The sequence below is a fragment of the Agromyces larvae genome (assembly GCF_022811705.1).
Classification (GTDB): Bacteria; Actinomycetota; Actinomycetes; order Actinomycetales; family Microbacteriaceae; genus Agromyces; species Agromyces larvae.
In genome coordinates this window covers 2,532,815-2,552,117 of the sequence record NZ_CP094528.1, presented here as the reverse complement: position 1 = coordinate 2,552,117, position 19,303 = coordinate 2,532,815, and the positions used below count along the sequence as shown (strand labels likewise).

At 72.3% G+C, this 19,303-nt stretch carries 15 protein-coding genes; 10 read left to right on the top strand and 5 right to left on the bottom strand.

The window, feature by feature from the left end; translation table 11 throughout:
• Positions 1 to 27: 27 nt before the first annotated feature.
• Positions 28 to 750, top strand: coding sequence for a GntR family transcriptional regulator (locus tag MTO99_RS12385; RefSeq protein ID WP_243553950.1), 723 nt, complete (start codon positions 28 to 30; stop codon positions 748 to 750).
• 198 nt (positions 751 to 948) lie between these two features.
• Here the strand turns inward: MTO99_RS12385 and MTO99_RS12380 are convergent, their stop codons facing one another.
• Positions 949 to 3,261, bottom strand: a complete 2,313-nt coding sequence (locus MTO99_RS12380) for a copper-translocating P-type ATPase (RefSeq protein WP_435520755.1) — start codon at positions 3,259 to 3,261, stop codon at positions 949 to 951.
• Between the two features lie 105 nt (positions 3,262 to 3,366).
• Between MTO99_RS12380 and MTO99_RS12375 the strand changes: the two genes are divergently transcribed.
• The 8 genes from MTO99_RS12375 to MTO99_RS12340 all read left to right on the top strand — a co-directional run bounded on the left by MTO99_RS12375 (position 3,367) and on the right by MTO99_RS12340 (position 11,716).
• On the top strand, positions 3,367 to 6,405 hold the full coding sequence (locus MTO99_RS12375) for a cation-translocating P-type ATPase (RefSeq protein WP_243553948.1): 3,039 nt from the start codon (positions 3,367 to 3,369) through the stop codon (positions 6,403 to 6,405).
• 4 nt (positions 6,406 to 6,409) lie between these two features.
• Positions 6,410 to 7,357 (top strand): arginase family protein, encoded by a 948-nt coding sequence (locus MTO99_RS12370; protein WP_243553947.1) that lies wholly within the window; start codon positions 6,410 to 6,412, stop codon positions 7,355 to 7,357.
• Positions 7,358 to 7,441: 84 nt separating this feature from the next.
• The gene (locus MTO99_RS12365) at positions 7,442 to 7,951 is read left to right on the top strand and encodes a SixA phosphatase family protein (protein ID WP_243553946.1); all 510 of its coding nucleotides are present in this window, start codon (positions 7,442 to 7,444) and stop codon (positions 7,949 to 7,951) included.
• 61 nt (positions 7,952 to 8,012) lie between these two features.
• Positions 8,013 to 8,609, top strand: a complete 597-nt coding sequence (locus MTO99_RS12360) for a sulfite oxidase-like oxidoreductase (RefSeq protein WP_243553945.1) — start codon at positions 8,013 to 8,015, stop codon at positions 8,607 to 8,609.
• Positions 8,606 to 9,415, top strand: coding sequence for an FAD-binding oxidoreductase (locus tag MTO99_RS12355; RefSeq protein ID WP_243553944.1), 810 nt, complete (start codon positions 8,606 to 8,608; stop codon positions 9,413 to 9,415). Before MTO99_RS12360 ends, MTO99_RS12355 begins: the two co-directional genes overlap by 4 nt.
• The gene (locus MTO99_RS12350) at positions 9,415 to 9,687 is read left to right on the top strand and encodes a DUF6510 family protein (protein ID WP_243553943.1); all 273 of its coding nucleotides are present in this window, start codon (positions 9,415 to 9,417) and stop codon (positions 9,685 to 9,687) included. The genes MTO99_RS12355 and MTO99_RS12350 overlap by 1 nt, the downstream gene beginning before the upstream one ends.
• Before the next feature lie 146 nt (positions 9,688 to 9,833).
• Positions 9,834 to 10,214: a hypothetical protein gene (locus MTO99_RS12345; RefSeq protein WP_243553942.1), complete on the top strand. Its 381-nt coding sequence runs from the start codon at positions 9,834 to 9,836 to the stop codon at positions 10,212 to 10,214.
• A gap of 275 nt (positions 10,215 to 10,489) precedes the next feature.
• A complete protein-coding gene (locus MTO99_RS12340; protein WP_243553941.1) occupies positions 10,490 to 11,716 on the top strand; it encodes an IS256 family transposase in 1,227 nt (408 codons plus the stop codon).
• Positions 11,717 to 12,021: 305 nt separating this feature from the next.
• Here MTO99_RS12340 and hutI read toward each other — a convergent pair whose 3' ends face one another.
• From hutI to hutH, 4 genes are all read right to left on the bottom strand, one after another.
• Positions 12,022 to 13,212, bottom strand: coding sequence for an imidazolonepropionase (hutI, locus tag MTO99_RS12335; RefSeq protein WP_243553940.1), 1,191 nt, complete (start codon positions 13,210 to 13,212; stop codon positions 12,022 to 12,024).
• Positions 13,213 to 13,217: 5 nt separating this feature from the next.
• Positions 13,218 to 14,891 (bottom strand): urocanate hydratase, encoded by a 1,674-nt coding sequence (hutU, locus tag MTO99_RS12330; protein ID WP_243553939.1) that lies wholly within the window; start codon positions 14,889 to 14,891, stop codon positions 13,218 to 13,220.
• A gap of 151 nt (positions 14,892 to 15,042) precedes the next feature.
• On the bottom strand, positions 15,043 to 16,500 hold the full coding sequence (locus MTO99_RS12325; RefSeq protein ID WP_243553938.1) for a M23 family metallopeptidase: 1,458 nt from the start codon (positions 16,498 to 16,500) through the stop codon (positions 15,043 to 15,045).
• Between the two features lie 121 nt (positions 16,501 to 16,621).
• A complete protein-coding gene (gene hutH / locus MTO99_RS12320; RefSeq protein WP_243553937.1) occupies positions 16,622 to 18,253 on the bottom strand; it encodes a histidine ammonia-lyase in 1,632 nt (543 codons plus the stop codon).
• A 187-nt stretch (positions 18,254 to 18,440) separates the two neighbouring features.
• Between hutH and MTO99_RS12315 the strand changes: the two genes are divergently transcribed.
• Positions 18,441 to 19,175, top strand: coding sequence for an IclR family transcriptional regulator (locus MTO99_RS12315; protein WP_243553936.1), 735 nt, complete (start codon positions 18,441 to 18,443; stop codon positions 19,173 to 19,175).
• The last annotated feature ends 128 nt before the right edge of the window (positions 19,176 to 19,303 follow it).

Here is a 19,303-nt window from a genome sequence, read left to right as displayed (position 1 = left end):
GGCCGACCCCGTTCCTAGGGTCGAGGCATGGTCGAGACCGCGACGTCACCCGTGTCGCAGCGCGTGCGCGTCGCGCTGCTCGACCGCATCGTGCGCGGCGAGTGGGCCGCCGGCACGCCGCTGCCGAGCGAGGCGTCGCTGTGCCGTGAGTTCGGCACGTCCCGGGGCACCGTGCGCCGCGCGCTCGCCGGCCTGCGGGCCGACGGCGTGGTCGTCGGCGGTCGCGGGCGGCCGCCCGTGGTGGGCAAGGTCGTGCCCGCCCAGTCGCTCGACACGCTGCGGTCGTTCACCGAATGGGCGCGCGGCGAAGGCCGGGTGCCCGGGCAGCGCACCCTCGTACTCGAGCGGCGCAGCGCCGACTCGGCGACCGCGGGGCTGCTCGGACTCGACGAGGGCGCGACCGTCGTCGCCCTCGTACGGGTGCGCACGCTGGAGGAGGTGCCGGTGATGCTCGAACGGTCGACGTTCATCCCCGAGGTCGGGCGGCACCTGTTCGGGTTCGACACCGACACCGGGTCGGTGTTCGCCGAACTCGCCCGGCAGGGCGTCGCGCTCACGTCGGCGCGGCACACGATCGACGCGGTCGGGGCGAACCGGCTCGACTCCGAGGCGCTGCGGGTGCCGATGGGCGCGCCGCTGCTGCGCGAACGACGACGGTCGTCGGATGTTTCGGGCCGGCCGGTGGAGGTCGCCGACGACCGATTCCGGCCCGAGCAGTTCAGCTTCCGCGTCGACAACGCGGCGGGGTAGGCGGCGCGCCGGCCGCGGCAGGTGCATGTGCCTGCACCCGCGCGTGTGCCTGTCACCCACCGCGCGGATCAGGAAATCCGTCGCGACACGCCGGTGAGGGGGTCACGCGGGTCGGCGTGTCGGCTCGGAATTCCTGATCCGCTCGAAGAGGGAGGAGGGAAGAGGGACGAGGGAGGGTGCAGCGGGCGGGCGGGTCCGTCAGCGGAGGGCGCGCACGGATGCCTCGGGGCGCAGGTCGAGGCGACGCAGCAGCTGTGCGTTCAGCGCGACGACCACGGTCGACAGACTCATCAGGATCGCGCCGACCGACATCGGCATCACGAACCCGATCGGCGCGAGCACGCCCGCCGCGAGCGGGACGGACAGCAGGTTGTATCCGGCGGCCCACCACAGGTTCTGCGTCATCTTGCGGTAGGTCGCGTGCGACAGTTCGATGACCGAGAGCACCGACCTCGGGTCGCTCGACGCGAGCACCACGCCCGCCGACGCGATCGCCACGTCGGTGCCCGCGCCGATCGCGATGCCGACGTCGGCCTGCGCGAGCGCGGGTGCGTCGTTCACCCCGTCGCCGACCATCGCGACGGTCAGCCCCTCGGACTGGAGCTCCTGCACCTTCGCCGACTTGTCCTCGGGGCGCACGCCCGCGAACACGCGGTCGATGCCGAGCTCGGCCGCGACCGAGCGGGCGACCGGCTCGGCGTCGCCCGTGATCATCACGACCAGCACGCCGAGCGCGTGCAGTGCGTCGACCGCCTCGCGCGACTCGGGCCGGATCTCGTCGGCCAGCGCGATCGCCCCCGCCACGACGTCGCCGACGATGACGTGCAGCACGGTCGCTCCGGCCGCCGACCACGGCTCGGAGACGGGCAGCGGGTCGGTGCCGCGACCGGCCAGCATCGACGGGCCGCCGACGAACACCGGCACGCCCGCGATGATCGCACTCACCCCGAGCCCCGGGGCGGCCTCGAACGACTCGGCGGCCGGGATGTCGATGCCTCGGGCTTCGGCGTACGCGACGATGGCGCGGGCGAGCGGATGCTCCGAGTCGCGCTCGACCGCGGCCGCCACCGCGATGACGCCGTCGAGGTCGAACTCGGGCGCGGACGCGGCATCCGTCACCGCGGGCTCGCCCTTCGTGAGGGTGCCGGTCTTGTCGAAGAGCACCGCACCGACGGTGCGCATGGTCTCGAGTGCGAGACGGTCGGTGACGAGCACGCCGCCCTTCGCCGCGCGCTCGGTCGCGATCTGCACGACGAGCGGGATCGCCAGGCCCAGCGCGTGCGGGCACGCGATGACGAGCACCGTGATCGTGCGCACGACGGCGTCGTCCGGGCTGCCGAGCAGGGTCCACGCGATCGCGGTGAGCACGGCCGCGCCGAGCGCGAACCAGAACAGCCAGCCCGCGGCGCGGTCGGCGAGGCGCTGCGCGCGCGACGTCGACGACTGCGCCTGCGCGACGAGCCGCTGGATGCCGGCGAGCGCGGTGTCGTCTCCGACGGCGGCCACCCGCACGCGCAGCGCGGTGTCGGTGGCGACGGTGCCCGCGACGACCCGGTCGCCGGGGCCCCGAGTGACGGGGCGGGACTCGCCGGTGATCATCGATTCGTCGACTGCGGCCGTCCCGTCGACGACGTCGCCGTCGGCGGGCACCCGGCCGCCGGGTCGCACGACCACGAGGTCGCCGACCCGCAGGTCGGCGGGCGAGACGAGCTCGGTGCGCGCCTGGTTCCCTGAGCCGGTCGAAGGGGCCGTCGTCCAGGAGTGGTTCGCGTCGACGGGTCCCGCTTGGACGGGGCCTGCTTCGACGGGGTTCGCTTCGACAGGCTCAGCGGGCTTGGTGGGGAGCGACTGGTTCGCTTCGACGGGGTTCGCTTCGACAGGCTCAGCGAGCTTGGTGGGGACCTGGTTCGCTTCGACGGGCTCAGCGGGCTTGGTGGGGAGCACCCGCTCCGCCTCGTCGGGCAGCAGGGCGGCGAGCGCGTCGAGCGCACTGGAGGCCTGCGCGATCGAGCGCATCTCGATCCAGTGGCCGAGCAGCATGATCACGATGAGGAGGGCGAGTTCCCACCAGAAGTCGAGGTGGTGGTCGAGGATGCGGAGACTCGCGCCGAGCGATGCGAGATACGCGACCGTGATCGCGAGTCCGATGAGCAGCATCATGCCGGGCGTGCGGGCTTTCAACTCGCTCCACGCACCGGTGAGGAACGGGCGACCGCCCCAGACGTACATCACGGTGCCGAGCACGGGGGAGATCCACGGGACGACGGCGTTGTCGGGCAGCCGGTAGCCGAGGATGTCGGCGAACATGGGGCTGAACACGATCGTCGGCACCGCGATGACGAGCATGATCCAGAACAGCCGGCGGAACTGCCCGACGTGATCGCCGTGCCCGACGTGCCCGGCGTGCATGTCGTGTCCGTGTTCCGCCGGGCGAGGAGCACCCGGCGGAGTCGGACGCGTCTCGAGACCACCGTGACCGTGCCCCTCATGCTCGTGCGTCATATGGTTCATGCTGGCGTCCTCCGGGATTCAAGCTATACCCCTAGGGGGTATTTGCTGCAACTCCGACCCCCGCGCATCCATTCCCGACCGCGAGCAGGATGACAGACTGGGCGGGTGACCGATCAGGGGGATCCGTCCATCGCCCGCTCGGATCCGTCGCTGACGGATGCCGCCGACGTCGCGCGAGCACTCGCGGTCGACCCCGAGACCGGCCTCACCGCCGCCGAGGCCGCCCGCCGGCTCGCCGAACACGGCCCCAACGAGCTGCGGTCGACGAAGAAGAACCCGCTCTGGCGGCGCATCCTCGCCCAGTTCACCGACCCGCTGATCATCCTGCTGCTCGTCGCCGTCGCGATCTCGGTCGTCGCGTGGATCGTCGAGGGCGCGCACGGCTGGCCGATCGACGCCGTCGTAATCGGCGCGATCATCATCCTCAACGCGGTGCTCGGCCTCGTGCAGGAGGCCCGCGCCGAACAGGCCGTCGCCGCGCTCTCGGTGATGACGCAGGCCCAGTCGACCGTGCTGCGCGACGGTGAACTCCGCACCGTGGCATCCGCGGAACTCGTGCCCGGCGACCTCCTCGTCCTCGGCGAGGGCGACCAGGTCGGCGCCGACGGCCGCCTGCTGCGGGCCAGCGCGCTGCGGATCGCCGAGGCATCCCTCACCGGCGAGAGCGAAGCGGTCGAGAAGTCCGCGACGACCCTGCCCGAGCCGGTGCCGCTCGGCGACCGGCTCGACATGGTCTACAAGGGCACCGCGGTCGCGCGCGGCACCGGGCGTGCGATCGTCACCGAGACCGGCATGGCGACCCAGATGGGCGCCATCGCCACGATGCTCGACGAGACCCGCGAGGAGGCGACCCCCCTGCAGCAGGAGGTCGGCCGCATCGGGCGCCTGCTCGGGCGGATCGTGATCGTGATCGCCATCGTCGTCATGCTCACGATCACGCTCATCGAGGGCATCCGCACGCCGGCCGACTTCGTGACCATCCTGCTGCTCGGCGTCTCGCTCGCGGTCGCCGCGGTGCCCGAGGGGCTGCCCGCGATCATGTCGGTCGTGCTCGCCCTCGGCGTGCAGCGGATGGCCAAGCAGCATGCCGTCGTGAAACAGCTCTCGAGCGTCGAGACGCTCGGCTCGGCGTCGGTGATCTGCACCGACAAGACCGGCACCCTCACCACCAACCAGATGACCATCGAGCGCATCGTGACCGCGAGCGGCACGGTCGACCTGAGCGGCGCCGGGTACGCGCCCATCGGGCGGGCGGCCGTGAACGGCGAGCCGCTCGAACCCGGCGCGCTGCGCACCGAAGCCCAGATCGTGCTCGGCGCCGGTTCGCTCGCGAACGACGCGCAACTCGCCGAACACGAGGGCGTCTGGGAGATCGAGGGCGACCCGACCGAAGCCGCGTTCCTCGTCGCCGCGCACAAGCTCGACGGCACCGTCGAGGCCACCGAGCAGTACGGCCGTATCGGCGACGTGCCGTTCAGCTCCGAACGCAAGATGATGTCGACCGTGCACCGCCGCGCCGACGGCACCGCGGTCGTGCTGTCGAAGGGCGCACCCGACGTGCTGCTCGAGCGCTGCACGGGCGTGCGGGTCGGCGACGCGGTCGTGCCGCTCACCCCCGAGCGCAAGGCGGCCGCGCTCGCCGATATCGAGGCGCTCTCGCAGGCGGCGTACCGCACGCTCGGCGTCGCCTACCGGGAGGCGCCCGAGTTCGGTGCGACGGGTCCGACGGGCGGTTCGGGTGCCTCGGATGCGACGGGCGGTTCGGGTGTCTCGGATGCGACGGGCGGATCGGGTGTCTCGGATGCGGCGGGCGAGTCGGATGCGACGGGCGCGCGCGCCGGCGGAGCATCCGGCCCGATCGTCGAACCCGACGAATCGCACGAGCGCGACCTCGTCTACGCCGGGGCCGTCGGCATCATCGACCCGCCCCGCCCCGAGGTGCCGCCCGCGATCACCGAGGCGCACCGTGCGGGCGTGCGGGTCATCATGATCACCGGCGATCACCCCGCGACCGCGGCGCGCATCGCCGCCGACCTCGGGATCGTCGAACCGGGGCAGGCGGCGGCGCTCACCGGCACCCAGCTCGACGCGCTCGACGACGAGGCGTTCGCGCAGGCCGTGCGCGACGTCTCGGTGTTCGCGCGGGTCGCGCCCGAGCACAAGCTGCGCATCGTCGACGCCCTGCAGGACGACGGGCTCGTCGTCGCCATGACCGGCGACGGGGTGAACGACGCGCCTGCGCTGAAGTCGGCCGACATCGGCATCGCGATGGGCATCACCGGCACCGAGGTCACGAAGGAGGCGGCGAACATGGTGCTCGCCGACGACGACTTCGCGACGATCGTCGAGGCGGTGCGCGAGGGCCGGGTGATCTTCGACAACATCCGCAAGTTCCTGCGCTACCTGCTCTACTCGAACATGGGCGAGGTGCTCACGGTGTTCTTCGGCGTCGTCTTCGCGGGCGTGCTCGGGCTGTCGGATGCCTCGAACGAATCGATCGTGCTGCCGCTGCTGGCCACGCAGATCCTCTGGATCAACCTCGTCACCGACTCGGCGCCCGCGCTCGCGATGGGCGTCGACCCCGAGATCGACGACGTGATGGCGCGACCTCCGCGCGGCATGCACGAGCGCGCGATCGACGGACGGATGTGGGTCGGCATCGTCACGACCGGCGTGACCATGGCGGTGGTCACGCTCGTGACGCTCGACCTGTTCCTGCCCGGCGGGCTCATCCCCGGCGAGACGGGCACGGTCGACGTCGCACGCACCGCAGGGTTCACCGTGCTCGTGTTCATGGCGCTGCTCACCGCGTTCGTCGCGCGATCGGCGACGCGCAGCGCGTTCCACGGCCTGTTCTCGAATCGGTGGCTGGTGGGGGCGTTCGTGCTGGGCGTCGTGCTGCAGGTGCTCGTGGTGACGTGGGCGCCGCTGCAGGTGGCGTTCGGCACCGCGGCGCTCGACGGCGCGCACTGGCTCTGGTGCGCGGTCGCCGCCACGTCGGTGCTGTGGGTCGATGAGATCCGCAAGGCGTTCGTGCGCGCGACCGATCGGCGGCGGGCGGCGAGCGGGATCCCCGCCGTCCGGGATGCCGGACGCCGGGTCGCGGGCGACGGCGGCTCGCGGCATCCGTCGTCGCTACCGTGAACGCATGGCCGAACTCGCGCACGATCCGAACTGGCCGCGGGCGGGCGGCTGGCCCGCGCTGCGACCGGATGCGACGGGCCACGAGACATCCGTCGATCTCGCGATCCTCGGGGTGCCCGCGTGGCGCACGTCGCTCTCGCCGACCGGTGCGCACGCGACGCCCGCGGCGATCCGCGAGGCGCTGCGCCGGTACAGCCCCGCGCTCGTCGGCGGGGCCGCGGCGCTCGACCTGGGCGCGGCGCTCGATCTGGGCGCGGCGCTCGCGTTCGCCGACGCCGGCGACATCGACGAACCCGACGGACCCGACGGCGAGGCGCGGACGCGCGCGGAGGTCTCGCGGGTGCTCTCGGCCGCACGCGTGCTGGTCGCGCTCGGCGGCGACAACTCGATCACGGTGCCGGTCGCGCTGGGCGCTGGGCCGGGCGCGCTCGACCGCGCCGGACTCGTGACCATCGACGCGCACTACGACCTGCGCGACGGTGTGTCGAACGGGTCGCCCGTGCGCCGGCTCATCGAAGCCGGACTCGACCCCGCCCGCATCGTGCAGATCGGCATCGCCGACTTCGCGAACTCGGCCGAGTACGCCCGGCGTGCGCGCGACCTCGGCATCACGGTGGTGCACCGCGACGATCTGCACGGGCGGGCGCCGGCCGACGTGATGGCCGAGGCGCTCGCGATCGCCGGTGCGGCCGGCGGGCCGGTGCATCTCGATATCGACGTCGACGCCTGCGACCGATCGGTCGCGCCCGGGTGCCCCGCGTCGCTGCCCGGCGGACTCGCCGCGTGGGAGCTGCGCGCACTCGTGCGCGCCGCAGCCCGCGACCCGCGCGTGCGCACCGTCGACGTCGCCGAAGTGGATGCCACGGCCGACGCCCCCGACGGCCGCACCGTGCGGCTCGCCGCGCTGTGCGTGCTCGAGGTGGCGGCGGGCCTCGCGCTGCGGAGTTCGTGACGGCGGTCGCGCACCCCTCCCGCCGTGGAGGGAGGGGCGGCGGGAGAGCGGCGGAGGAGGGGGCGGCGGCGTAGCGTGGGGCTCGTGAAGACGCTGTTCATCGTGCGGCACGCCAAGAGCGACTGGGGCGACCCGGCGCTCGACGACCACGACCGGCCGCTCAACGCGCGCGGACGCCACGACGCGCCCGCGATGGGGCGCCGGCTCGCCGCGCGCGGCGTGACGCCCGACCTCATCCTCTCCAGCACCGCGCTGCGCGCCCGCACCACGGCCGCCGCGCTCGCCGAAGCGTTCGACCTCGAGCCCGGGGCATCCGTGCTGCTCGATGCCTCCCTGTACGCGGCGAGCGTGTCGCACCTGATCGAGACCGTCCGCGGATTCGACGACGCGGTCGGCGCGGCGATGCTCGTAGGGCACAACCCCGAGTCATCCGGTCTCGTGCACCGCCTGACGGGCGAGGCGATCGACCTGCCGACCTGCGCGGTCGCCGAGGTCGCGTTCGCGCTCGACCGCTGGGCCGACGTGTCGGCGGGCGGGCTCGCCGGGGCGTCGTATCCGGGCACGCTCGTGCGGCTCGACACCCCGAAAGACTGAGCTGGGGCTCCCGGTGACGGTTCCGCCTCACTAGGGTGAGCAGCGGGCGAGGGGAGCGATCATGTCGTTCATCACGAGGGGATTCTCGGGACGCGGACGCGAGGGGCGCGACCCGCGCCTGCCACCCGGGCAGACGCTCGTCGAGGACTTCCCGGTGCTCTCGGCCGGCCCGACGCCCGACGTCGACACCGCCGACTGGCAGTTCACCATCCGCACCGAATCGGGCGCCGATACCACCTGGACGTGGGACGAGTTCATGGCGCTGCCGATCGAGGACGTCTCGACCGACATCCACTGCGTCACGCACTGGTCGAAGCTCGGCACGAGCTGGCGCGGTGTCTCGCTCGACACCCTGTTCGAGGCGGTCGAGACCGACTACGAGTTCGCGATGGCGCACAGCTACGGCGGCTACACCACGAACGTTCCGCTCGAGGATCTGCTCGACGGCAAGGCGTGGGTCGCGTTCGAGTTCGACGGCGAACCGCTCGAGCCCGAGCACGGCGGCCCGGCCCGCCTCCTCGTGCCGCACCTCTACTTCTGGAAGAGCGCGAAGTGGGTGCGCGGGCTCGTCATGATGCCCGACGACGACCCCGGCTTCTGGGAGCAGAACGGGTACCACCTCCGGGGCGACCCCTGGAAGGAGGAACGGTACTGGTGAGGCGTCTGCCCCGCAGCGGCTGGCACTCCGCCACCGTCGCATCGGTGCGCCCCGAGACGGCGCAGGCGGCGCGCATCGAGCTCGACGTCGACGGCTGGCCAGGCAACGCCGCCGGGCAGCACCTCGACGTGCGACTCACCGCACCCGACGGGTACAGCGCGACCCGGTCGTACTCGATCGCCTCATCGGGCCCGTCGACGCGGGTCGTGCTCGCGGTCGACCGGGTGCCGGGCGGCGAGGTGTCGCCGTTCCTCGTCGACGAGCTCCGCGCGGGCGATCAGGTCGAGGTGAACGGCCCGCTCGGGCGGTTCTTCGTCTGGGAGGCGCCGGGCTCGGATGATGCGGATGACCCGGATGTCTCGGATGCCTCGGTGTCGTCTGGTCCGGCTGCCTCGCGGCCGGTCCAGCTCATCGGCGGCGGGTCGGGCATCGTGCCGCTGTACGCGATGGCGCACGCCCACGCCGAGGCCGGCGATGACACCGAGTTCCGGCTGCTGTACTCGGTGCGCACGCCCGACGACAGGTTCTTCGCGCCCGAACTCGAGCGGCTCGCGAAGATCGGTGCCGACCGTGCCGGAGGCATCCGGATCGACCTGATCTATACCCGCCGCGCGCCCGAGGCGCACCCGCGCGCGCCCATGCGACTCACCCGCGACGAGGTCGACCGGCTCGTCGTCCCCGCCGACCGTACGCCGCGTATCTTCGTGTGCGGATCGACGGGGTTCGCCGAGCTCGTGGCCTCCTGGCTGCTCGATCTGGGGCACGACGCACGATCGATCCGCATCGAGCGATTCGGAGGCACCTGATGTCTGAACACCACGCACCGCACGTCGACGGCAACGCGCTCGCCGGCCCGCTCGCCGAGCTCTTCGCGTTCGACGTGACCGACGCGATGGCGCGCTGCGCCGAGTGCGGCACCGTCGACGAGGTCGCCCGAGCGATGGTCTATCGCAGCGCCGTCGGCACGGTCGTGCGGTGCGCGGCCTGCGACGAGGTGCTCGCGACCCTCGTCGAGAGCGACGACCGCATGTGGTTCAGCATGCGGGGCATGAGTGCGCTCGAGGTGCGGCGGCGCTGAGCCCGCCGCGTCATGACATCGAGTTTCACCGCGATTCCATCTGCGACCAGCGTTCGCGTTCCACCCTTCTCAGTCGGGCACGGCTGCGGTAGGCAAGAGTCAGCCCAGTTTCGACAACCGTTGTCACACGCTGGGAATGGAGCATCATGAAGACCAGGAGAAGGCCCTACCCTCTCGCCGTTGCATCCGCCATCTTGGCAATTGGGCTCGCTGTGACGGCGTCTACGCCCGCAGTTGCGGCGGAAACTCGCTGGTACAACGGAAAGACCTCTCCGGACACCAAGTACACCGAGGGCACGGTCTATCAGAGCAGGGATGGGATCAGAGCCGGCTTCACCGAGACGACACCGTCGGGCCTTATCAAACTCGAAGTGTGGTTCGGCGGGTACACCACTTCCGCATGGGATTACCAGGTCTCGATCGGGGGTCCCCGAACCTACGAAAAGGGGGCTCTTCGGTGGACTTCCCCGGCAGTCGGCTCCAGCGAAAAGATCGACAGTGTTCCGCTCTCAGGTCGCGTCGGGTAGGGGACCACGGCTGAGGCGGTTCGCCATGGCCGCGCTGGGCGCGACCGGGCTGTCCCTTCTCATGGTGGGGTGCACGTCTTCGGGTTCGCCGGAGACATTCACCCGCGAAGCGGAACAGCGTTCGTACCGTTGCGTCGAGAGTGTTCGACCAGGTGGCGTCCCCGGGTGTGGTGGGGTTTCCGGCAGGGCTCGCGGTGTCGTAGACGCTGGTGAGCCATCGTGCGATGGTCAGTGAGTACCGATCAAAGTCACTCACAGGAAGACACAAACGCACGATGGCTCTAGACCAGTCTGCCCTCCTCGAGCTCCTCGGGGAACTGCAGTCCACCGATGTCAGCGACCGGATCCGGCTCGCGACGCAGAAGCTCTACCAGGAGCTGATCGACGCGGAAGCGACTGCGTTCATCGGCGCCGCGTCCTACGAGCGCTCGGAGGGGCGTGTCGCGGTCCGTAACGGGTCGCGTCCGCGGACGCTGACCACCACGGCCGGGGATCTGGATCTGCGGATCCCGAAGCTGCGACAGGGGTCGTTCTTCCCGTCGCTGCTGGAGCGGCGCCGCCGGGTCGATCAGGCGCTGTTCGCGGTCGTGATGGAGGCTTACGTCCACGGTGTCTCGACCCGGAAGGTCGACGACCTCGTCAAGGCGCTCGGCGCCGATTCGGGGATCTCCAAGTCCGAGGTGTCTCGCATCTGCCAGGACCTCGACGAGGACGTCGCCGCGTTCCGCGAACGGCCGCTGGACGCCCAGGACTACCCGTATGTGTTCGTCGATGCGACCTACTGCAAGGCCCGTGTCGGTCGTCAGGTTGTCTCGCAGGCGATCGTCGTGGCGATCGGCGTCGCCGCAGACGGCACCCGGCAAGTCCTCGGCTTCGACGTCGGCGATACGGAGTCCGAGCCGTTCTGGACGGCGTTCTTCCGGTCGTTGAAGGCCCGCGGTCTCGGCGGAGTGCGCCTGGTGATCTCCGACGCCCACTCCGGGCTGATCAAAGCCATCCAGGTCGCGTTCCAAGGCGTCTCGTGGCAGCGCTGCCGGGTTCACTTCATGCGCAACGTCCTGGCGAAGGTCCCCAAGGTCGCCGGCCCGATGGTCGCCTCCATCATCCGCACCGTGTTCGTCCCGCGCGGCAAGGCCAGCCTCGTCAAAGCACAGTTCGGGGAGGTCGTTCGCATGCTCGAACGCTCCCATCCGGCCATCGCCGAGATGCTCGAGGATGCCCGCGATGAGCTCCTCGCGTTCACCGGGTTCCCGGCCGCGCACTGGCAGCAGATCTGGTCCACGAACCCGCTGGAACGGCTGAACAAGGAGATCAAGCGCCGCACCGACGTCGTCGGCACCTTCCCCAACCCTGCCGCGCTGCTGCGCCTCGCCGGGCACGTCCTGATCGAGCAGCACGACGAATGGGACAGCGCCGACCGCCGCTACTTCAGCGACGCCTCCATGGCCCTGCTGAACACCACCGGAGAGGAGGACAGCATCCCCGAACTCATCGCGGCATAATCAGAAGCAGCTGACCTCGCCGGTGTTGAGAAACTCCACCACTCAGAGGGACGCCACCGTTCGACCAGACGACGCGTACGAGTCGTTGTGGAATTGCGCTGGGCCGGATGGGGCGGACCTCTCGTTCGCGCTGTTCACAACGGAGGCCGACCGGAAGGGCAGATTCGTCTCAGCATCGGCCGAGGCGGCAGTCGAGTTCGATCGTTGGGGTCTGACCGGAACGGATTCCGAAGCCGTTGCAGACATCGCTCGGGCGTTGGGCGCTCCGAGTGAGTACGTCGACGGTACGACCCAGCGGTAGACGTTCAGCCGAGCCGGGCGCCGGCGCGCCAGACCGCCTCGACGAGCGGCACCCCGGGGCGGTAGGCGAGGTGCACGTGGTTCGGCGCGCGGAGCTGCACGAGGTCGGCGCGCGCACCGGGCGAGATGCGCCCCGCATCGTCGCGGCGCAGCGCGCGGGCTCCACCGGCGGTCGCCGCCCACACCGCCTCAGCCGGTGTCATGCCCATGTCGCGTACCGCGACCGCGATGCAGAACGCGAGCGAGCTGGTGAAACTCGATCCGGGGTTGCAGTCGCTCGCGAGCGCGACCGTCACGCCGGCGTCGATCAGCCGGCGTGCGTCGGGGTAGGGCTGGCGGGTCGAGAACTCGACGCCCGGCAGCAGCGTGAGCACCGTGTCGGATGCCGCGAGCGCATCAACATCGGCATCGGTGAGGTAGGTGCCGTGGTCGACGGATGCGGCGCCCACCTCGACCGCGAGTCGTATGCCGTCGCCCGGGCCGAGTTGGCTGGCGTGCACGCGAGCGCCGAGCCCGCGCGCCAGGCCGGCCTCCAGGATGCGCCGGCTCTGGTCGACCGAGAACGCGCCCGTTTCGCAGAACACGTCGATCCACCGCGCGTGCGGCGCGCACGCGTCGAGCATCGGCCCGACGACCAGGTCGACGTAGCCGTCGGGGTCGTCGGCGTACTCGGCCGGCACCACATGCGCGCCGAGGAATGTCACCTCGGGCGTCACCTCGGCGGCGAGGCGCACGAGCCGCTCCTCCTCGTCGACGCTCAGCCCGTAGCCGCTCTTGATCTCGAGGGTCGTCGTGCCCTGGGTGGTCGCCTCGGCGACGAACGCACGCAATCGCGCTCGCAGCTCGTCGTCGTTCGCGGCACGGGTCGCGGCCACCGTCGACCGGATGCCTCCGGCGGCATACGTCTGCCCGCGCATCCGCGCCTCGAACTCGGCGGTGCGATCGCCCGCGAACACGAGGTGCGTGTGGCTGTCCACGAACCCGGGGATGACGCACGCGCCGCCCAGATCGACCACCTCGAGGTCGGAGTCCCCGGCGGCGAACTCGCGGGCACGCCCCGCCCACGTGATGCGCTCGCCCTCGACGAGCACCGCCGCGTCGCGGACGATGCCGAGCGGGCCGGGTTCGGCCCCGGGCAGCGTCGGGTCGTTCGTGACGAGTTCGCCGATGCCGGTGAGCAGCGTGCCGCGAGGCATCCGGATCAGCCCTCCTGCATGGGCACCCGCAGGCCGCGCTCGCGGGCGACCTCGGCCGCGCGCTCGTAGCCGGCGTCGACGTGGCGCATGACGCCGGTGCCCGGGTCGTTCACGAGCACGCGGGAGATCTTCTGCGCGGCGAGCTCCGTGCCATCCGCTACGACGACCTGCCCGGCGTGGATGCTGCGCCCGATGCCGACCCCGCCGCCGTGGTGGATCGAGACCCAGGTCGCACCAGACGCGGTGTTCAGCAGGGCGTTCAGCAGCGGCCAGTCGGCGATCGCGTCGGACCCGTCGGCCATCGCCTCGGTCTCGCGGTACGGCGAGGCGACCGATCCCGCATCGAGGTGGTCGCGGCCGATCACGATCGGCGCGCTCAGCTCGCCCGACGCGACCATCTCGTTGAACTTCAGCCCCGCGAGATGCCGCTCCTGGTAGCCGAGCCAGCAGATGCGTGCGGGCAGCCCCTCGAAGTGCACCTTCTCGCTCGCCTGCGCGATCCAGCGCTTCAGGTGCTCGTCCTCGGGGAACAGCTCGACGATCGCCCGGTCGGTCGCGGCGATGTCGGCCGGGTCGCCCGAGAGCGCCGCCCACCGGAACGGGCCCTTGCCCTCGGCGAACAGCGGCCGGATGTACGCCGGAACGAACCCCGGGAAGTCGAACGCGTGCTCGTAGCCGCCCAGCTGCGCCTCGCGGCGGATCGAGTTGCCGTAGTCGAACACCGCCGCACCCCGCGCCTGGAACCCGACCATCGCCGTGACGTGCGCGGCCATCGACTCGCGTGCGAGCCGGGTGAACTCCTCGGCGTCGAGCGCGGCGAGCTCGTGCCACTCGGTGACCGACACGCCCTCGGGCAGGTAGGCGAGCGGGTCGTGCGCGCTGGTCTGGTCGGTGACGATGTCGATCGGCGTCTCGCGCCGCAGCAGCTCGGGGAACACGGATGCCGCGTTGCCGACGACCCCGACGCTCAGCGCTTCGCCGGCCTCGCGGGCTGCGACGGCGCGCTCGACCGCGGCGTCGAGCGACGGCGCGATCTCGTCGAGGTAGCCGTGCTCGACGCGGCGGCGCAGCCGCGACTCGTCGACGTCGACGATGAGCACCGCCCCGCCGTGCATGGTCACCGCGAGCGGCTGCGCTCCGCCCATGCCGCCGCACCCCGCGGTGAGGGTGAGCGTGCCGGCGAGGCTGCCGTCGGCGCGGCCGAGCGAGCGGCCGACGGCGCCGAACGTCTCGTACGTGCCCTGCAGGATGCCCTGCGTGCCGATGTAGATCCACGAACCGGCGGTCATCTGCCCGTACATCGTGAGACCTTCGGCCTCGAGCCGGCGGAACTCGGGCCACGTCGCCCAGTCGCCCACGAGGTTCGAGTTCGCGATGAGCACGCGCGGCGCCCACTCGTGCGTGCGGAACACGCCCACCGGCTTGCCCGACTGCACGAGCAGCGTCTCGTCGGCCTCGAGGTCGCGAAGCGTGCGCACGATCGCGTCGAACGCCTCCCACGACCGGGCCGCCTTGCCGGTGCCGCCGTAGACGACGAGGTCGTCGGGGCGCTCGGCGACCTCGGGGTCGAGGTTGTTCATGAGCATGCGCAGCGGCGCCTCGGTCTGCCAGCTTTTCGCGGTGCGCTCGGAGCCGCGCGGAGCGCGGACGGTGCGAGCGGCGGTGGGTGCGTCGGTCATGTTCCGATGCTCGCGCAGGCGTCGGAGGGCGACAACGGATGCTCCGCGGCGGGCGTCCGGGATTCCGGACTCGCCGATCGGGCGTGTGCCGAGTCGGGTGAGCGCCGACGTCGGGCGCCGGGCACTGGATCGCCGGTCAGCGGGTCGCCGATCACTGGATGAGGATGCCCCGAGCCGCCATGAACGACTGCGCCTCGACGGGGTTGCCGTCGAGGTGCACCTCGAAGTGCAGATGGCATCCGGTCGAGAGGCCCGTGTCGCCGACGATGCCGATGACCTGACCGGCCTGCACTGGATCGCCCGGCGCGACCAGGATGCCGCCGGGCGCGAGGTGCCCGTAGCCGGTCTCGACGCCGGCGCCGTGGTTCACCAGCACCCAATTGCCGAGCCCGCCGTTCGGACCCGCCACCGTGACGATGCCGCTCGTCGCGGCGAACACCGGGGTGCCGCACGATGCGGCGATGTCGGTGCCCGAGTGGAAGTCCTTCGTGCCGGGCAACGGCTTGTTCGGACGCGGGCCGAACCCGTCGGTCACCCGCCCCGACACGGGCAGCGCCCAACCCTGCTCGCTCAGCCGGGTGACGTCGACCGGAAGCTCCACGATCTGCGAGAGGCTCGCGGCCGCCACCCGGGTCTCGAGCGATGCGACCTCGGTGCGTGCGGCGACCACCGCGTTCTCGGCCTCGGCGACCAGCTGCGCGTAGTCGACCGTCGGCACGTCGTCGACCTCGCGCCAGGCTCGCTCGGCGCGTTCCTCGGCGAACGTCGCGGCCTCGTCGAGGTCGTCGGCGATCGACGCCAGCTCGTCGGCGTTCGAGGCGAGCCGGTTCACCCGGTCGATCGCACCGAGCCCGGCGAGCAGGTCCTTTCCGGATCCGAACGCCGCCCCGAGCGACTGGAGGGCGGTGTCGTCGGATCGGCGGCTGGCTGCGAGGAACGCCTCGGCTGCGGCATCCGCCCGATCGCGCGCGCGGTCGGCGTCGGCCGAGAGCTGCTCCGCGACGGCGCGCGCCGCGCGCTGCGTCGACATCGCGCCCGCGAGGGAGGTCTGCGCGCTGCGGAGCGCCCGCTCGGCCTGACCGACCGCGGTGCGCGCCCCGATCAGCGACACCACCGCCGGGTCGACCTGCGCGGCGAGCCGGCCGGCGAGGAGCGCCGAGATGGTCGCCGCATCGAGCGTGACGCGCGGCTCGGCGGCCGTGCCGCCGGGGCCGGGAGTCGTCGTCGGGGTGGTCGGCTGCGGCGTCTCGGTCGGCGTCGGCGTCTCGGTGGGCCCGGGCGTTTCGGTGGGCGTCGGCGTCTCGGTCGGCTCGGGCGTTTGGCTGGGCGGCGGCGTCTCGGTCGGCGTCGGCGTCTCGGTGGGCTCGGGCGTCGCGGGCGGTTCGGTCGTGGGCTCGGGGGTCGGCGTGCCCGTGCCGTCGCCCGGACCCTCGGTCGACACGGGAGCGCTGGGCTCAGGAGTGGCCGGCGCCTCTTCGGCGTTCGCCGGCGCGAAGGAGCCCGTGACGAGGGCGATGGTGCCGATCGCGCCCACCAGCGTGACCGCGGCCCGCCGAGCGATCTTCGCTCGGAACGGGTGACGCCGGTGTTCGTGCGTGGTCAGCGGCATGAGGTTCCATCCGGGTCGGCCCACCTCGGGCCGACCTCCCTCAGTCTGTCAGCCGCCCCCGACGCACACAATGCCGAATCGCGCCGATGACCCCCGAATGCGGGCCGCCGATCGGGCAGACTCAGCTTCCCGAGTGCGCCGCCGAGAGGTCGTCGAGTCGGCCCGCCGGCGACGCATCCGCCGCCGTCGCCGCGATCTCGCCCGACGCGACCGACGCGACCACCGCCTCGATCTCGGGAGCGACGAACCGGTCCGGCCCCGGGCCGCCGGCGACGCGCTCGACGACCGCGACGACCGCGCCGGTCGCGTCGCCGGGCGCGAGGGGCGCGCGCAACCGGATGCCACGGGCGGCCGTCAGCACCTCGATCGCGAGCACCCGCGAGAGCCCGTCGACCGCCCGGCGCAGCTTGCGCGCGGCGGCCCAGCCCATCGAGACGTGGTCCTCCTGCATGGCCGACGACGGGATCGAGTCGACCGACGCCGGCACGGCCAGCCGCTTCAGCTCGCTCACGATGCCCGCCGCCGTGTACTGCGCGATCATCAGCCCCGAATCGACGCCGGCCTCGTGCGCGAGGAACGGCGGCAGCCCCTGGTTGCGCGACCGATCGAGGAACCGGTCGGTGCGCCGCTCGCTCATGCTCGCGACATCCGCCACCGCGATCGCGAGGAAGTCGAGCACGTACGCGACCGGTGCGCCGTGGAAGTTGCCGTTCGACTCGACCCGGCCGTCGACGGTGAGCACCGGGTTGTCGATCGCGCTCGCCAGTTCGGCCTCCGCGACCGACGTGGCGTGGGCGAGCGTGTCGCGCGCCGCGCCGTGCACCTGGGGTGCGCAGCGCAGCGAGTACGCGTCCTGCACACGCGTGCACTCGGGACCCTTGTGGCTCGCGACGATCGGGGATTCCGCGAGCATCGCGCGCAGGTTCGCGGCCGAGATCTGCTGTCCGCGCTGCGGGCGCAGCCGGTGCAGGTCGGCGGCGAACACCGCGTCGGTGCCCAGCAGCCCCTCGACGCTCATCGCCGCGGCGATATCGGCCGTGGTGAGCAGCATCCGGAGGTCGGCGATCGCGAGCGCGAGCATGCCGAGCATGCCGTCGGTGCCGTTGATGAGGGCGAGGCCCTCCTTCTCCTCGAGCACGAGCGGGGCGATTCCGGCCGCAGCGAGCGCGGCCGAGGCATCCGCGACCGTCCCGTCGCCCTGGAGCCCGACCCGCACCTCGCCCTCGCCGAGCAGCGCGAGCGCGCAGTGCGCGAGCGGAGCGAGATCGCCCGAGCACCCGAGCGAGCCGTACTCGCGCACGATCGGGGTGATGCCCGCGTTCAGCACCGCCGCGTACGTCTCGGCCGTCACGCGGCGCACCCCCGTGCGCCCCGTCATGAGCGTCGCGAGCCGCAGCAGCATGAGCGCGCGCACCACCTCGCGCTCGATCTCGGCGCCCGAACCCGCCGCGTGCGAGCGGATCAGGCACGCCTGGAGCTGCGCGCGGCGGTCGGCCTCGATGAACGTCGTGGCGAGCGCGCCGAACCCCGTCGAGATCCCGTAGTGCGGCTCGGGGTCGTCGGCCAGCGCCTCGACGATCGCGCGGCTCGCTTCGACCGCGTCGAGCGCGGCCGGGTCGAGCACGACGGATGCCCCGTGCCTGGCGACGGCGACGACGTCGTCGACCGTGAGCGGGGCGGTGCCGACGGTGACGGGGCCGACGGTGACGAGGCCGGCGGTGGCGGCTGGTGCGGAGGCGGTGCTACGGGTCATCCTCCGATTCCACCTCGACCGGCCGGCGGCGGGAACGCGCGCGCCGCGGCATCCGTCCGGTATCCCGGACTATCCTGGCGGGGACGCTCGTGGGCGCCTCGCCGCGCGGAAGCGACCACGAACGACCCCGGCGAAGGTGCAGGGGGCGCAAGGCACGCGCAGTGCGAGGGTGAAGCGGGAGACGCGAATGGCCGAATCGAAGGTGCCCGCCGCGGACCAGGCGCTGCGGATCCTCAACCACCTCGCGACGCAGCGCGGCCCCGCGCCCGCCGCCGCCATCGCCGCGGCGCTCTCGCTGCCGCGCTCGACCACCTACCAGTTGCTCGCCGTGCTCATCGAGCGAGGCTTCGTCGTGCACCTGCCCGAAGAGCGCCGGTACGGGCTCGGCATCGCGGCTTTCGAGCTGTCGAGCGGATTCAGCCGGCAGCAGCCCCTCGCCCGGCTCGGCCGTCCGCTCGTCGCCGCCCTCGTCGACCGCCTCGGCGAGAGCGGGCACCTCGCGGTCCTGCACGGTCGCGACGTGCTCTACCTCGTCGAGGAGCGTGCGCCACGCCGCCCCTCCCTCGTCACCGATGTCGGCGTGCGGCTGCCCGCCCAGCTCACCGCGTCGGGCCGGGCGATGCTCGCCGCGCTTCCGGCGTCGCAGCTGCGGGCGCTGTACCCCGACCGCCACGAGTACGCCGGCCTGAAGCGGGTGCTCGCCGACGTGCGCGCGGCCGGTCTGGCGCACGAGGACGGCGAGGTCACCCCGGGGCTGGCGTCGGTCGGAGCATCCGTGCTGGATCATCTCGGGTGGCCGGCCGCCGCGATCGCGATCACCTACGCGAGCGATGCGGCGATCGACCGCGAGGCGGTCGCGGCGGGCGTGACGGATGCCGCGGCCGAGCTCTCCCGGCGGATCGGCGGCGGCCCGCGGCGCTGAGTGCCGGTACCGTCGCGCGCGGTGCTCGCCGGCACCCGGGCCGGCAGGAGCCCCGCGGTCACGGTCGATTCGTGCGATCGAGGCCGCCCCGGGCGGGGCGTACTCGCGCAGATCGACCTTGCATCGGG

Coding starts and splice junctions, on each gene's coding strand:
- MTO99_RS12385 (WP_243553950.1), top strand. CDS start 28: ATGGTCGAGACCGCGACGTCACCCGTGTCGCAGCGCGTGCGCGTCGCG.
- MTO99_RS12380 (WP_435520755.1), bottom strand. CDS start 3,261: ATGAACCATATGACGCACGAGCATGAGGGGCACGGTCACGGTGGTCTC.
- MTO99_RS12370 (WP_243553947.1), top strand. CDS start 6,410: ATGGCCGAACTCGCGCACGATCCGAACTGGCCGCGGGCGGGCGGCTGG.
- MTO99_RS12360 (WP_243553945.1), top strand. CDS start 8,013: ATGTCGTTCATCACGAGGGGATTCTCGGGACGCGGACGCGAGGGGCGC.
- MTO99_RS12350 (WP_243553943.1), top strand. CDS start 9,415: ATGTCTGAACACCACGCACCGCACGTCGACGGCAACGCGCTCGCCGGC.
- MTO99_RS12345 (WP_243553942.1), top strand. CDS start 9,834: ATGAAGACCAGGAGAAGGCCCTACCCTCTCGCCGTTGCATCCGCCATC.
- MTO99_RS12340 (WP_243553941.1), top strand. CDS start 10,490: ATGGCTCTAGACCAGTCTGCCCTCCTCGAGCTCCTCGGGGAACTGCAG.
- hutI (WP_243553940.1), bottom strand. CDS start 13,212: ATGCCTCGCGGCACGCTGCTCACCGGCATCGGCGAACTCGTCACGAAC.
- hutU (WP_243553939.1), bottom strand. CDS start 14,891: ATGACCGACGCACCCACCGCCGCTCGCACCGTCCGCGCTCCGCGCGGC.
- MTO99_RS12325 (WP_243553938.1), bottom strand. CDS start 16,500: ATGCCGCTGACCACGCACGAACACCGGCGTCACCCGTTCCGAGCGAAG.
- hutH (WP_243553937.1), bottom strand. CDS start 18,253: ATGACCCGTAGCACCGCCTCCGCACCAGCCGCCACCGCCGGCCTCGTC.
- MTO99_RS12315 (WP_243553936.1), top strand. CDS start 18,441: ATGGCCGAATCGAAGGTGCCCGCCGCGGACCAGGCGCTGCGGATCCTC.